Origin of the sequence: Dokdonella ginsengisoli, from assembly GCF_042652785.1 — a bacterium.
GTDB lineage: Bacteria > Pseudomonadota > Gammaproteobacteria > Xanthomonadales > Rhodanobacteraceae > Dokdonella_A > Dokdonella_A ginsengisoli.
In genome coordinates this window covers 99,531-112,574 of sequence record NZ_JBHSHD010000017.1, presented here as the reverse complement: position 1 = coordinate 112,574, position 13,044 = coordinate 99,531, and the positions used below count along the sequence as shown (strand labels likewise).

General features: G+C 70.1%; 10 protein-coding genes. 6 read left to right on the top strand and 4 right to left on the bottom strand.

The window, feature by feature from the left end; genetic code table 11:
* Positions 1-145 precede the first annotated feature (145 nt).
* A complete protein-coding gene (locus tag ACFO6Q_RS19485; RefSeq protein WP_380022847.1) occupies positions 146-823 on the top strand; it encodes a hypothetical protein in 678 nt (225 codons plus the stop codon).
* A gap of 27 nt (positions 824-850) precedes the next feature.
* Here ACFO6Q_RS19485 and ACFO6Q_RS19480 read toward each other — a convergent pair whose 3' ends face one another.
* From ACFO6Q_RS19480 to ACFO6Q_RS19470, 3 genes are all read right to left on the bottom strand, one after another.
* On the bottom strand, positions 851-1,657 hold the full coding sequence (locus tag ACFO6Q_RS19480; protein ID WP_380022846.1) for a TetR/AcrR family transcriptional regulator: 807 nt from the start codon (positions 1,655-1,657) through the stop codon (positions 851-853).
* A gap of 296 nt (positions 1,658-1,953) precedes the next feature.
* On the bottom strand, positions 1,954-2,649 hold the full coding sequence (locus ACFO6Q_RS19475) for a hypothetical protein (protein WP_380022845.1): 696 nt from the start codon (positions 2,647-2,649) through the stop codon (positions 1,954-1,956).
* Between the two features lie 45 nt (positions 2,650-2,694).
* Entirely contained in the window at positions 2,695-4,770 is a 2,076-nt protein-coding gene (locus tag ACFO6Q_RS19470) for a TonB-dependent receptor domain-containing protein (RefSeq protein ID WP_380022844.1), read from the bottom strand.
* A gap of 188 nt (positions 4,771-4,958) precedes the next feature.
* Between ACFO6Q_RS19470 and ACFO6Q_RS19465 the strand changes: the two genes are divergently transcribed.
* From ACFO6Q_RS19465 to ACFO6Q_RS19445, 5 genes are all read left to right on the top strand, one after another.
* Positions 4,959-5,777, top strand: a complete 819-nt coding sequence (locus ACFO6Q_RS19465; RefSeq protein ID WP_380022843.1) for an energy transducer TonB — start codon at positions 4,959-4,961, stop codon at positions 5,775-5,777.
* A 174-nt stretch (positions 5,778-5,951) separates the two neighbouring features.
* Positions 5,952-8,024, top strand: a complete 2,073-nt coding sequence (locus ACFO6Q_RS19460) for a S9 family peptidase (protein ID WP_380022842.1) — start codon at positions 5,952-5,954, stop codon at positions 8,022-8,024.
* 173 nt (positions 8,025-8,197) lie between these two features.
* Positions 8,198-8,779, top strand: coding sequence for a hypothetical protein (locus ACFO6Q_RS19455; RefSeq protein WP_380022841.1), 582 nt, complete (start codon positions 8,198-8,200; stop codon positions 8,777-8,779).
* Positions 8,780-8,915: 136 nt separating this feature from the next.
* Positions 8,916-10,103 (top strand): low temperature requirement protein A, encoded by a 1,188-nt coding sequence (locus ACFO6Q_RS19450; protein ID WP_380022840.1) that lies wholly within the window; start codon positions 8,916-8,918, stop codon positions 10,101-10,103.
* 94 nt (positions 10,104-10,197) lie between these two features.
* On the top strand, positions 10,198-12,297 hold the full coding sequence (locus tag ACFO6Q_RS19445) for a hypothetical protein (RefSeq protein ID WP_380022838.1): 2,100 nt from the start codon (positions 10,198-10,200) through the stop codon (positions 12,295-12,297).
* Positions 12,298-12,351: 54 nt separating this feature from the next.
* Here ACFO6Q_RS19445 and ACFO6Q_RS19440 read toward each other — a convergent pair whose 3' ends face one another.
* Complete coding sequence (locus ACFO6Q_RS19440) at positions 12,352-12,966, bottom strand: trimeric intracellular cation channel family protein (RefSeq protein WP_380022836.1); 615 nt, start codon at positions 12,964-12,966, stop codon at positions 12,352-12,354.
* Positions 12,967-13,044: the final 78 nt, after the last annotated feature.

Below are 13,044 nucleotides of genomic sequence, written 5' to 3'. Positions count from 1 at the left end.
ACCGTCGGGGAGCCGAACCGCAGTAGTCGCTCGCAAGGGCGATCCGCTACCTCCGATCGGCGCGCCCCTGAAGGACACCTTCGCCGATCTGCAGGCGCGCGCCAACGCCGGCGACGCCGCCGCCGCGGCGCGGTTGTTCCGCGACGTGAACCGCTGCAACCGGCTGCGCGGATCGGAATGGAAGAATGTCGGTGCCTCCGACGAGCTGACCGGCAGGAAGACCGAAGGCATGACGCCGGAGCAGTTGCGCACCTACCAGATCCTGCTCGACGCGATGGAGCTTCGCCAGCGAACCGTGAGCGAGAACCAGAAGTTCTGCGCCGACGCCAGTCCGCAGATGCTCGACAGCCTGGTGCCGAACATCGCGCAGGCGGCGCGGCTCGGCGACGAGGACGCGCGGGCCTGTTATCTCGGCCGTGGGCCGCTGTACGACTCGCGCGGACTGCTCGAGCATCCCGAGTCGCTGCAGTCCTACCGCGACGACGCGCGGTCGCTGATCGAATCCGGACTCACCGCGGGTGACTGGCGCGTGGTCGACCTGCTGCAGCAGGCTTACGAGCCGGGCGCGCAGGGGCTGCTGGCCGGTGTGGTCGGCACCGATCCGGCCCAGCACTACCGCTATCTCAAGCTGTACCGTCTGGGCGCCGAGGAGCATCGCGTCGCGCAGCTCGACCGCCAGCTCGCCGCGGCCGCGGCGAACCTGAGTCCGGCCGAGCTGGCCCAGGCGGACGAGTGGGCGCAGTCGAACCTGCCGAATTTCCGCGGGCCGTCCACGGCGGGCACGCCGCAGGGCTGGGACGCCTGCGCATTCGCCGGGAACTGAGGCGGGGCGATTGTCGTCCGGCGCGGCTCAGGGATCGGCCGCGCCCGAACGCCACGACGCCGATCCCGCCGACGGCTTGCGGCCGCGCACGCGCGGATCCTTGTGCTCGTGTTCGTCGACGGCCGCGGCGGCGAGGTCGGCCAGGCTCAGCACGCGCTCGATCGGGCCGGCCTGTCGCACCGACGCGAACGGCGTGGTCAGCACCGGCGAGATGAAGGCGATCAGGCGCTCGATCATCAGCGTGTCCTTGACCTCCTCGCCGATGCAGATCGCGGCGGCGAGTTCGTCGGTGTCCTCGCTGGCGAGCATGCCCGACAGCGCCTTCAGGCTGAACTGCAGGCGCATGCCGAGCTCGTGGCGCGGCACATGCGGCAGCGCGCGCGAGAAGGCCTCGAAGAAGCGCCCGGAAATCGACTCGTAGTGCTCGCGCAGGTACTCGCGCATGAACGGCGACGGGTCGCTGTACACGCGTCCGAGCAGGCGCAGGAAGTTCGGCCCGCCGAGCGTGCTGCGGGTGAGCCGCAGGCCCGGCACGAACAGCACGCCGAGCACGGTGGAGACGTCCATCGGCTGCTCGCCGTACTGCTTCTCGCAGATCGACAGCAGCTGCAGGCGCTCCTGGTTGAGACGGTCGAATCGCTGCGTCAGCAGCTCCTGCACGAGGGCTTCCTTGCTGCCGAAGTGATAGTTCACCGCGGCGAGATTCGCGCCGGCCTGCGTCGTGATCTGACGCAGCGACATGGACTCGTAGCCATGTTCGATGAACAGTTCCTCGGCCGCCTCCAGCAGGCGTGCCTTGGTACTGCCGGAACGGACGGAAGGGGGTTTGGACATCGACGAACGCGCCCTCAGGATTGCTGTGCGTAAGCATAAGCCTACCGCAGCGCGAGGGCAGCGGCTTCGCCGCCGTCCGGCGGGAATCCGCTGCGAGGCGCCGCCGCCGCCTCCGGAAGCGCCGGACCGGCCGGAAGCGCCGTCGCGGCGCCGCCTTGCGGGCGGCTGCGCGGGGCGCTTGTGCCGGATCGAGGGACGGAGAGCGGCCGCGGCCGGCGACCGCGGTCACTCATCTTGACATTGCTACAAGTGGAAACATCCCCAATGCCGGATGTTCCCCCTTCGCCCGTGGCGGGTCAGGACGGGTCGAAGCCGTTCGCAAAGACCACGTCGCCGCCGCCCACGCCGGCCACCGTGCCGTGCAGGTCCCAGACGTAGCGCATGACGAAGTGGGAGCCGGCGGAATCGTCGACGAAGATGTCGAAGCGGTCGCCCTCCATCAGCAAGGTGCCTTCGTACGGCAGCAGGTAGCCGATGAGCGGATCGTTGCGTGCGTCCAGGTCGAAGCGGATGTCCGCGTCGAGCCGGATGTCGGTCACCGCACCGCCGGCGATCGTGATCGTGCCCTGCGGGTTGCTGACGGTCGTGAGGTAGGACAGGCCCAGCGCGCTGGCCTCCTGGGTCCTCACGTGGGGATTGAGGTCGAGCGTGACGGCGGTGATCGGAAAGGTGCCGTTGCCGCTGCCGGTGTAGGTGATGCTGCCGACGTCGGTGAAGGCGCGGCCGTGCGCGAACACGACGGCGCTGTCGCCGGAATCCTGGTAGGTGACCGGGTTCAGCGGATCGGTTTCCGCGCCGATCGTGTAGAGCACGTTGAGCGGCGGAGTGCCGCTCTCGGTGCGATCGAGCTGGGCGAACCAGTCCATGATGAAGTCGTACCAGCGGCTGGAATCGTCGGCATTGAAGGACAGCGCAAACGTGCCGGCCGACGCCGGAGCGGCGACGGCGGCGCAAAGCAGTGCGCAAAGCAGGTACGTGGGTCGGATTCTCATGGTGAATCATCCTGTGGCAGTGGAAAGAGGGCGACCGGCGAACGGTCAGAACGTGTATTTCGCGGTCAGTGACCAGGTGCGTCCGCGGCCGGTTTCGACCGAGGTGCCGGCGGCCGGTGTGCTCAGCGCCGGGGTGTAGACGGTGTCGTCGGCATTGGCGACGTTGGCGCGCAGCTCCAGGCCGCTGTCGAAGACGTAGTTGGCGAACAGGTCGACCAGGTCGTAGCCCGGTTCCCAGGGGCGGTTGGCGCCGTAGGCGTTCTCCTCGCCGATGAAGCTGCGCGAGACCTTCGACCAGCGCGCGCCGATCGTGAGGCGGCGTTCGGCCAGGCGCGCGCCGAGCGTCGCACCGTAGACCTCGTCCGGCAGGTAACTCTGCGCACCCAGGCCGTTGACCTGCGACTTGAGATCGGAGTCGGTGTGCGAGTAGGTGAGGTTGGCGAACGCGAAGCCGGCGTCGTAGCCGCCTTCGACTTCGACGCCCTTGACGATCGAGGTGCCGGGGTTGTTGCCGAAGAACGCGCCGCCGGCCGGGGCGAACGTCGCGGTGACGTAGTCGTCGACCGCGTTGCGGTAGACCGTGACCTTGGCGCGCAGCCGGTCGTCGCTGCGCAAGACCCGGTCGGTGCCGACGTTGACGCCGAGCTCCCAGCCGCGCGATTTCTCCGGCTTCAGGAACGGGTTCGGGTAGAACGTCTGCGTCGGGCCGCCGTCGGCCGGATGGTCGCCGCCCATCAGCGTTTCCGAGACGGTCGGCGGGCGGAACGTGCGCGACCAGCGCAGGTACGGCTGCAGCCACGGGAGCGGCGTGACCGCGAACGTCAGCGACGGATTGAACGCGCCGCCCGAACGGTCGACCGCGTAGCGGCCCGCCGGCATGCCGAGCGGATTGCCCGCGGTGACCGAGCCGGAACCCTCGACGTGATAGCGGTCGTAGCGCAGGCCGAGAATCGTGTCGGTGATGCCGTAGCGGAGGGTGGTGTCGGAGAACGCGCTCGCGATCGAGTTCTCGCCGCTCGGATTGACGCCGAAGCCCGGTGCGACGGCGCTGTTGATCGAATCGACGTCGTCGTGGAAGTACGCGACGCCGTAGGTGCTCGACAGGTGTTCGCCCAGGCGCGTGGTGTTGGTCGCGTCGAAGCCGGTGCCGGTGTCCTCGATGCGGCGCCCGGCGCCGCTGCCGCCGTTGGGCAATGTCGGCGAGGTGCCGTACTTCATGCGCACGTCGCTGCGATAGGCGTTGACGCGCAGGTCGACCGCGTGGCCGCCCGGCGTGTAGGCGTAGTTGGCGGTGAACTGCCGCGAGCCGATGGTCTGGTCGTAGGAATTGGCGATGAAGTCGTTGTCGTAGAGCACGGCGCCGAGCGCGAGCCGGTGCGCGTCGCTCGGCCGGAACTCGGCCTTGAGCAGCCCGGAGCGCAGGTCCTGTCCGGTGTACGGCACGGTCTGGCCCTTGCCGTTCCCGTAGTCGTCGGGCGAGCGGCGGCTGGCGGCGGCGAGGAAGCTCCAGGCCCCGGTGCGCACCGCGCCGGCGGCGACCGGCGCGAAACCGCCGCCGTTGTCGCCCCAGGAAACGCCGACGAAGCCGCCGGCGTTGGCGCCGTCGCGCAGCACGTCGGCCGGTGCGAGCGTGCGGAAGTTGGCGGCGCCCGCCAGCGCGCCGGCGCCGGCGGCGCCGCTCGTTGCGCCGCGGCTGACGTCGACGCCGGCGAGCAGCGCCGGATCGACGTAGGTGAAGCCCTGCGCCTCGTGGCCGGTGAAGCGGAAATTCTGGCGCACGCCGTCGATCGTCATGGTGACGCGGCCCGATCCCTCCATGCCGCGGATGTCGACCGCGATGCCGGGGTTCTGCGGACTGTCGCGCGTGAACGTGCCGGGCGTGGCGCGCAGGGCGTCGTCGAGGTTCTGGCCGCCGAACAGGTCGATGGCATCGCGGCCGATGGTGCTCTTCGCAGCCGGCTCGGCGTACGGGTCCTGCGCATTGGCGTCGGTGACCAGCGGCGACAGGTACACGGTGTCGGCCGCGCCCGGCGGCGGCGCGGCGGTGGAAGCGGGCGATTCCTGCGCCGACGCGCCCGTCGTGCCGGTGACGATGGCCAGCCACAGCAGCGCACGCCGCATTCCAGGCGGCCGGCGATCGAGTCGGAAGGCGCGTCGATGCGCGCACGGCGGGGTGGAGGGCGTTATCATGGCGCTCGGATATAAATGCAAATAAGAATGATTCGTAATCATATCCTTGCCGGGGCCGATGCAGAAGGGGCGATCGCCATCGTCTCTGCGAGCCGGATCGCCGCCGCCGGGTCGGCCGCTTGGACCGCATCTCCTTGATGCGCCCGGATGGACGCGGCCAGCGGCACCGGACGGGTACGGCGCCCGGCTCGGCGCGGCCGGGCCTGCGCGACCTGTCGGCGGTGCGCGTGCTCGCGCTCGTCGCGACGTGCGCGCTGCATGCGGCGGCGTTCCTGGCCCTGATGTGTCCGCCTCCGCCCGCGCCGCGATTGCCGTCGCAGCGGATGACCGTGGTGCTGATCGATCTTTCCGGCGTCGAGGCCACGCCACCGGCCGCGCCGGCGCCCCTCGCAGCCGCGGCCCCAACCCTGCCGGAACCGCGCCGTCCCTCGCCGAAGAGGACGACGTCTCGCACCGCCGCGCCGACGCCGACGATGACGCCCATCGCGGCGCCGCTTCCCGTTGCGGTCGGCGAAGTCGCGCAGGCGGAACCACAGCGCGCGGTGGCAGACGCGACGGAACGCGAAGACCGGCCGAAGGAAGAACCGGCGTCGGCATCGCCGCGCGACGCGGTCGGGCAGGATGCCGCCGCCGCTGCGGTCGCGGCACATCGCACTTCGGACTGGCAGGCGATCGTGCTTGCGCATCTCGAACGGCATCGGCGCTATCCGTTCGCCGCGCAGCGCGCGCGGGAGCAGGGCACCGCGGACCTGCGCTTCCGCGTCGACCGCCGTGGCCGCGTGCTGGCTGCACGGATCGAGCGCAGCAGCGGATCCGCGGCGCTCGACGAAGAAGCCCTGGCGGTGGTCCGGCGTGCCGAGCCGTTGCCGCCGCCGCCGCCGGAAATCGCCGGGGAGACGCTGGAGCTGGTCGTTCCGGTGCGGTTTCGCCTGCGCTAGCGGCGAGGCCGGCGGACGCGTTCGTCCTCCGATCGCGCCGCGTCTGCGCGTCAGCGCGCGAGCGAGCGATCGATGCTCGTCGACTCCGCGGCGCCGCCGGCCTGTCGCGGCGCTTCAGTTGGCCGCTTAGGCGGCAGGCCGTACCATGCACGCCTTTCGCCCGGGAGGAAGCCCATGAAGTTGCTCGCCGTCACCCTCGCGATGGCCGTCGCGATTCCGGCCGTCGCTGCCGAGGGTCCGCATCCGTTCAATGTGCAGGACCTGGTCATGATGGACCGCGTCAGCGATCCGTCGCTGTCGCCGGACGGCCGCCAGATCGCCTTCCAGGTGCGCGAGACCGACTACGAGGCGAACAAGGGCCGTACCAGCGTGTGGACCGTGCCGGCGGGCGGCGGCACGTCGAAGCGGCTGACCGAGGCGAGCCTCGGCGCGTCCGGACCGCGCTGGTCCGCCGACGGCGCCGGCCTCTACTTCCTCGCCGGCAAGGACGGCGTCAGCCAGCTCTGGCAGGTCGACGCCAAGGGCGGTGCGGCGCGCCAGATCACCTGGGCGCCGCTGGACGTCAACAACTTCAAGTTCTCGCCGGACGGCAAGCGCGTGCTGCTGTCGATCGACGTGTTCCCCGACTGCGACACGCTGGCCTGCACCAAGCAGCGCCTGGACGAGCGCAAGGCCGACAAGGCCAGCGGCACGGTCTACGACAAGCTGTTCATCCGCCACTGGGACACCTGGGCCGACGGCCGCCGTTCGCAGCTGTTCGTCGCCGAGATCGGCGCCGACGGGCGCGTGCAGGGCGAGCCGCGACGGCTCAGCCGCGGCATCGACGGCGACGTGCCGTCCAAGCCGTTCGGCGACGACGGCGAGTACGCGTTCTCGCCGGACGGGACGATCGTGTACTTCAACGCACGCATCGCCGGCACGACCGAACCGTGGTCGACCAACTTCGACGTCTACGCGGTGCCGGCCGACGGCTCGGCCGAACCGCGCAACCTGACCGCCGACAACCTGGCCTGGGACGGCTATCCGCTGCCGTCGCGGGACGGCAAGACGCTGTACTGGCTGGCGATGAAGCGCCCGGGCTTCGAAGCCGACCGCTTCGGCATCTGGGCGATGGACCTGGCCACCGGCGCGAAGAAGGAGATCGCCCCGAACTGGGACCGCTCGGCCTCGGCGCTGAAGGAATCGGCCGACGGCAAGACGCTGTACACCACCACCGACGACAAGGGCGAGCACCCGCTGTTCGCGATCGACGTCGCCAGCGGCAAGGCCCTGCGCATCGTCGACGGCGGCAGCGTGGCCGGCTTCGACGTCGGCGCCCGGGGCATGGTCGTCGCGCGGCAGGACTTCAAGCACCCGACCGACCTGTACGCGGCGGACCTGCGCGGCAAGGGCCTGAAGCAGGTCACGCGCTTCAACGCCGAACGCCTGAAGAACGTCCGCTTCGGCGACGCGCAGTTCTTCACCTTCCAAGGCGCCGGCGGCGATTCGGTGCAGGGCTACGTGGTAAAGCCGGTCGGCTACAAGGCGGGCCGCAAGTACCCGGTCGCCTTCATCATCCATGGTGGCCCGCAGGGCGCGATGACCAGCGACTTCCACTACCGCTGGAACGCGCAGACCTACGCCGGGCAGGGTTTCGCGGTGGTGACGATCAATTTCCACGGCTCGACCGGCTACGGCCAGAAATTCACCGACGCGATCTCCGGCGACTGGGGCGGCGCGCCGCTGGAAGACCTCAAGCTCGGCTGGACCGCGGCGCTGGAGAATTTCCGCTTCCTCGACGGCGACCGCGCCTGCGCGCTGGGTGCGTCGTACGGCGGCTTCATGGCGTTCTGGATCGCCGGCGTGTGGAACGAGCCGTGGAAGTGCATCGTCGCGCACGACGGCGTGTTCGACGCGCGCATGATGGGCTACTCGACCGAGGAACTGTGGTTCGACGAGTGGGAGCACAACGGCAAGACGCCGTACGAGGATCCGGCCGGCTACGAGAAGTTCAACCCGGTCAACCACGTCAAGGACTGGCGCGTGCCGATCCTAGTGGTGCACGGCGAGCAGGACTTCCGCATTCCGATCGAGCAGGGCATCGCCGCCTTCACCGCCGCGCAGCGGCGCGGCATCCCGAGCCAGTTCCTGCATTTCCCGGACGAGAACCACTGGGTGCTCAAGCCGCACAACAGCGTGCTGTGGCACGACACCGTCAACGCCTGGCTGAAGCAGTGGACGGCGGTGGAAGAGAAAAAGAAGAAGTAGGAAACATCCGGCGGTTTCCTGCCGGCGCCGTTCGCGAACGGGCCGGCGGGAAATCCGCAGCCGTCACACCAGGGGGAGCGACACAGATGCGCAGCGTTTTCTTGCGAGGCGGGTTCTTGCCAGGCGAGCGGCGCGCGGCCGCACGGCTCGCGTGTGCGGCGGCGTCCGGTGCATTGCTGCTGCTGCCGGCGATCGCCGCGGCGGTGGACTATCCGCTGACCGGCACGATCTCGGTCAACGGCCAGGCCGGCGCGCTGCCGTCCGGCGGCACGTTCGCAGGTTCCGGCTACGATGCGGCGAGCGGCGCGATCGCCGCGGGCCGCTTCACCTTTCCGCAGGCCACGACGAGCTACTCCTCGCCGCTGGGGCCGGTCGTGGTCACCTACCAGCTCAGCCAGAGCGGCCAGTCGAGCGGCCAGGTCGCGCCCGACGGCGTCGCCGCGCTGACGCCGGCGATCCTGCGGCTGCAGGTGGTCTCCGCGTCGAGCCCGCTGGGCCCGATCGACGTCGGCACCTGCGTGCTCGAGCCGATCGAGGTCGCGCTCGCCGGTACCGGGTCGCCGGGCGGCCTGGACCTGTCCGGTGCGGGCTTCACGATCCCGCCGGTCGGCGCGGGCGACTGCGGCGGCTTCGGCAGCCAGATCAACCAGGCCATCGCCGGCGACGACAATGCGCTCGCCCTGCAGATGGCCGGCGACTTCACGCCGCCGGCGGGCGACGACACGATCTTCGGCGACGGCTTCGAGGCTCCGTAGCCGCGCCTGGCCGTCGCGCCTTCGCGGCGGCGAAAGGGATCGCGCGGCCTTCCCGTAAACGTGCGTGTCCGGCCGCTCCGGCCGGGCGCGAGTCGGCTAGCATGGCGCGCGGGACACCCGTCCGGAAGGGGAACACATGAGCGAAGCGAGCAGCCTGCTGCGCCGTCGAGGCGGCCACGAGGACGGCAAGGTCACGATGGTCGAGCTGTTCTTCGACCTCGTCTTCGTATTCGCGGTGACCCAGCTTTCGCACCGCCTGCTCGCGCACCTGGACCTGGTCGGCGCATTGCAGACCGCGCTGCTGCTGTTCGGCGTGTGGTGGGTGTGGGTCTACACCGCCTGGGTCACCAACTGGCTCGATCCGGAACGCACGCCGGTGCGCCTGTGCCTGTTCGTGCTGATGCTCGCCGGGCTGGTGCTGTCGGCGTCGATCCCGCAGGCCTTCGGCGAGCGCACCTTCACCTTCATCGCCGCCTACGTCGGCATGCAGGTCGGCCGCACGCTGTTCTTCCTGTGGGCGGTGCGGCGCGAGACGGCGTCGCGGCGGCGCAACTTCCAGCGCATCCTGGTCTGGCTGAGCGCGTCCGGCGTGCTGTGGATCGTCGGCGCGTTCCAGGACGGCGCCGCGCAGTTCCTGTGCTGGGTCGCCGCGCTGGCGATCGAGATCTGCGGCCCGGCGATGTACTTCCGCGTGCCCGGCCTCGGCCGCTCGACCACCGCCGACTGGGACGTGCACGGCGGGCATTTCGCCGAGCGCTGCGCGCTGTTCGTGATCATCGCGCTGGGCGAGTCGCTGCTGGTCACCGGCGCGACCTTCGCCGAGCAGAGCTGGAACGCGACCACTGCCGCCGCCTTCATCGTCGACTTCCTCGGCAGCGTGGCGATGTGGCTGGTCTACTTCAACACCGGCGCCGGCCGCGCCGCCCACCGCATCGAGCACTCCGACGACCCCGGCCGCATCGCGCGCATCGCCTACACCTACGTGCACGTGCTGATCATCGCCGGCATCATCGTCTGCGCGGTCGCCGACGAGATCGTGCTCGTGCATCCGGGCCACGCCGACGGCGCCGGCATCGCGGTGATCCTCGGCGGCCCGGCCCTGTACCTGGCAGGCAACCTGCTGTTCAAGTGGGTCACCAACGACCGTCGCGGGCCGCCGCTGTCGCACCTCGTTGGTCTCGCGCTGATGCTGGCGCTGGTGCCGTTGGCGACGTCCCTGCACGCTTCCGCCCTCGCGCTCGGTGCGGCCACGACCGTGGTGATGATGCTCGTCGCCGCCTGGGAGACGCTGGCGCTGCGCCGTTCCGCCCACGGCGCGCACTAGCGCCGCCAGGCGCTTCTAGGGTTGTCCCCAATGGTCCGGCCGGTGCCGGCCGGGTACGGTTGCGGCCCGAATCGCCGTTTCCGGAGGGAAGATCATGGTCGACATCAATGGAGTCCGCGCGCAGAGCCCGCGCACGCTTCCCGCCGAAGAACCGCAGGCCGCCCCGCAGCCCGAGACGCCCGCTTCGGCCCCGGCGGCCGACACCGCCGCTCCCGCTGCGGCTGCAGCGAAGCCGAAGACCGCCGAGGAAGCCGCCACGCCGCAGGAAGCCGTGCAGGCGATCCATGCGCTGCCGCTGCCGCGCCGCGACGACCTCGCCGGCATGCCGGGCCAGGTCGCCTCGTCGGTGTACACACCCCGCGTCGAGGCGTTCAACGCCACGCGCGCGGAACAGGCGCAGGCCGCGCTCGACCGCTTCGCGCCGCAGCGCAGCGACTTCGCCGGCCTGAACGGCGCGACGGCGAGCTACGAGTACGACAACGCGCTCACCGCCTACCAGAGCAATCCGTACACGCAGGAACTGCAGCGCATCGTCGACGAGGCGAAGGCGCAGCCGGCGCAGGTGCCGGCCTACCTGACCGCCGGCCAGTCCACGACGAACGTATCGTCCCTGCCGCTCGAGCAGGTCAGCAGCGCGCTCGGCGTGCTCGGCGTGAAGCTGCCGGCCAATCCGTCGCCCGAGCAGGTCCAGTCCGCCTACGAGCTGCTCGGCAAGCTGCCCGATGAGGCGCTCGGCTGGGCGATGAATCCGGGTTCGCAGGTGAACTTCTCCACGCCGGTGATCGGTGCGAGCACGCCGTCGCTGATTCCCGCGCGCGTCGGCGGCGACGTCCGCGTCGAGGGCGAGGTCAAGCTCTCTCAGGTGCAGACCGACGTCAACTTCCAGCAGACGCAGCAGTTCGAGATGTCGGCGCAGATGCAGATCACCGGCAGCGCCAGCTTCGGCAAGACGCCGCTGAACCGCATCTACGGCTGGGCCGACAAGCTCGGCGTGCTGTCGCCGGGCGCGAAGAGCCTGGTCGAGAGCTCGCCGCTGCTGCGCAACGTCGTCAAGGGCCTGCCGATTCCGGTGTCGGCCTCGGCCGAGACGTTCACCGGCACGCGCCTGACCTACCAGGCGACGGTGACGCCGCAGCAGGGCGCGCAGCTCGCCAAGGGCGACCTGGCCGTCGCGCCGAACCCGCTCGATCCGATGAACATGCCGGTCGGCACCTCGGTGATGATGCGCGGGCAGACGCTGGAGGGAACCTCCTTCGCGGCCAGCTACAAGCTGCTCAACGGCGAGACCACGCACACCGAACTGAAAGGCCAGGGCTTCGGCGTGCGCCGCGTCGACGCGAACACGTTCGAGGTCTATTCCGGCCCGGTCAAGACGGTCGAGAACGAGATGTTCCTCGGCATCGGTCGCCGCGGCCTGATCAGCGCCGGCATCGGCGTGGACAAGAGCGCGGACACGCAGGCGATGTCGGTCGCGCGCCTGGACCTGCGCACCGAGGAAGGGCGCGCCGCGTACCAGAACTTCATGAGCTCGGGCCAGATTCCGAACTGGTCGCCGCCGGGCGTGAGCCAGTCCGGCAAGTCGGAGATCTTCAACTCCGACCACGTCGCCTCGGTCGGCGCCAATCTCGGCAGCCTGTCGTGGATGCAGGAGATCAACAGCAGCCACCTGACGATCAACCGCACCACCTGGCAGGACGGCAGCATCGAGCAGACCAACAGCTACACGATCAACAACGACCACTCCAGCGAAGTCAGCTTCAAGCTCGGCGCCGACGGCAAGCCGATCGAGGGCGCGACGACGTACCGCGTCATGCTCGCCAACTACAACGAGAGCCTGACCTCGTACATGCGCAACGCGTTCGACGGGCAGGGCGCCAAGCCGAAGAGCTTCGACGGCAACCAGCACGTGCAGCTCACCTTCAACGATTCCCAGCTGATGCAGCTGCGCGACATCGCCAAGGACTACCTCGACAAGACCGGCCGCGGCGACCTGCCGGGCATGATCCGCGCCGGCAGTGCGGCGTCGAACGATTTCGAGGTCAAGCTGGCGATGGCGAACACGCCGGGCGAAGTTTTCGCGGTCGTCTCCAACGACTTCTCGCGCAACTTCATGGCCGAGAACTTCCTCAGCATGACCGGCCTGACCGGCCAGTCGATTCCGGGCCAGATGGTCGTGCGCGACGCCGGCAACTGAGGTTTTCCGGCGGGAAGATGCGCGACCGGCATGCAGGCGTGCCGGTCGCGCGCCTCATCCGCGCAGCTCGAAGGTCGGCAGCTGCAATCCCCAGGTGACGGAGGCCAGGCGCAGCCCGGCCACCGTCAGGAAACCCGCCGCGAACGCGAACGCGCGTGGTACGCCGAGCCTGTGCAGCATCAGGTACAGCGCGATGCCGACGATCGCCGCGCTGGCGTAGATGTCGCCGCGCAGGATCAGCGGCACCTGCGCGGTGAGCACGTCGCGCACGACGCCGCCGGCCACGCCGGTCATCGTGCCGGTCAGCACGACGATGACCGCCGGGTGCTCGGCTTCCTCGGCGAGTTCGGCGCCGGTCAGCGCGAACAGCGCCAGGCCGAGCGCGTCGGCGACCAGCAGCACGTCGTGGTACGGCAGCGAACCCCAGCGTGCGCAGGCCACCGTCAGCAGTGCGGTCGTGCCGATCACGTACAGATAGCGCGGATCGCGCACCCAGAAGATCGGATGCCGGTCGAGCAGCAGGTCGCGCAGGGTTCCGCCGCCGATCGCGGTGACCGCGGCGATCACCAGCACGCCGAGCAGGTCGAGGCCCGCCCGCCCGGCCGCGAGCGTGCCGCTGATCGCGAACACGGCCACGCCGACCAGATCGAGCAGGTAGAGAATCCTCATCGCGCCAGCATAGGGCGCGCCGTCGCGGCGGAGAAGCGGGTGTCGCGGCCTCGGCTGCGGGCGTCCGTTCGCGTGGGG

Bases quoted from the DNA above. Each gene is read 5' to 3' on its own strand.
- ACFO6Q_RS19480 (WP_380022846.1), bottom strand. From the start codon at position 1,657: ATGTCCAAACCCCCTTCCGTCCGTTCCGGCAGTACCAAGGCACGCCTG.
- ACFO6Q_RS19475 (WP_380022845.1), bottom strand. From the start codon at position 2,649: ATGAGAATCCGACCCACGTACCTGCTTTGCGCACTGCTTTGCGCCGCC.
- ACFO6Q_RS19470 (WP_380022844.1), bottom strand. From the start codon at position 4,770: ATGCGGCGTGCGCTGCTGTGGCTGGCCATCGTCACCGGCACGACGGGC.
- ACFO6Q_RS19460 (WP_380022842.1), top strand. From the start codon at position 5,952: ATGAAGTTGCTCGCCGTCACCCTCGCGATGGCCGTCGCGATTCCGGCC.
- ACFO6Q_RS19450 (WP_380022840.1), top strand. From the start codon at position 8,916: ATGAGCGAAGCGAGCAGCCTGCTGCGCCGTCGAGGCGGCCACGAGGAC.
- ACFO6Q_RS19445 (WP_380022838.1), top strand. From the start codon at position 10,198: ATGGTCGACATCAATGGAGTCCGCGCGCAGAGCCCGCGCACGCTTCCC.
- ACFO6Q_RS19440 (WP_380022836.1), bottom strand. From the start codon at position 12,966: ATGAGGATTCTCTACCTGCTCGATCTGGTCGGCGTGGCCGTGTTCGCG.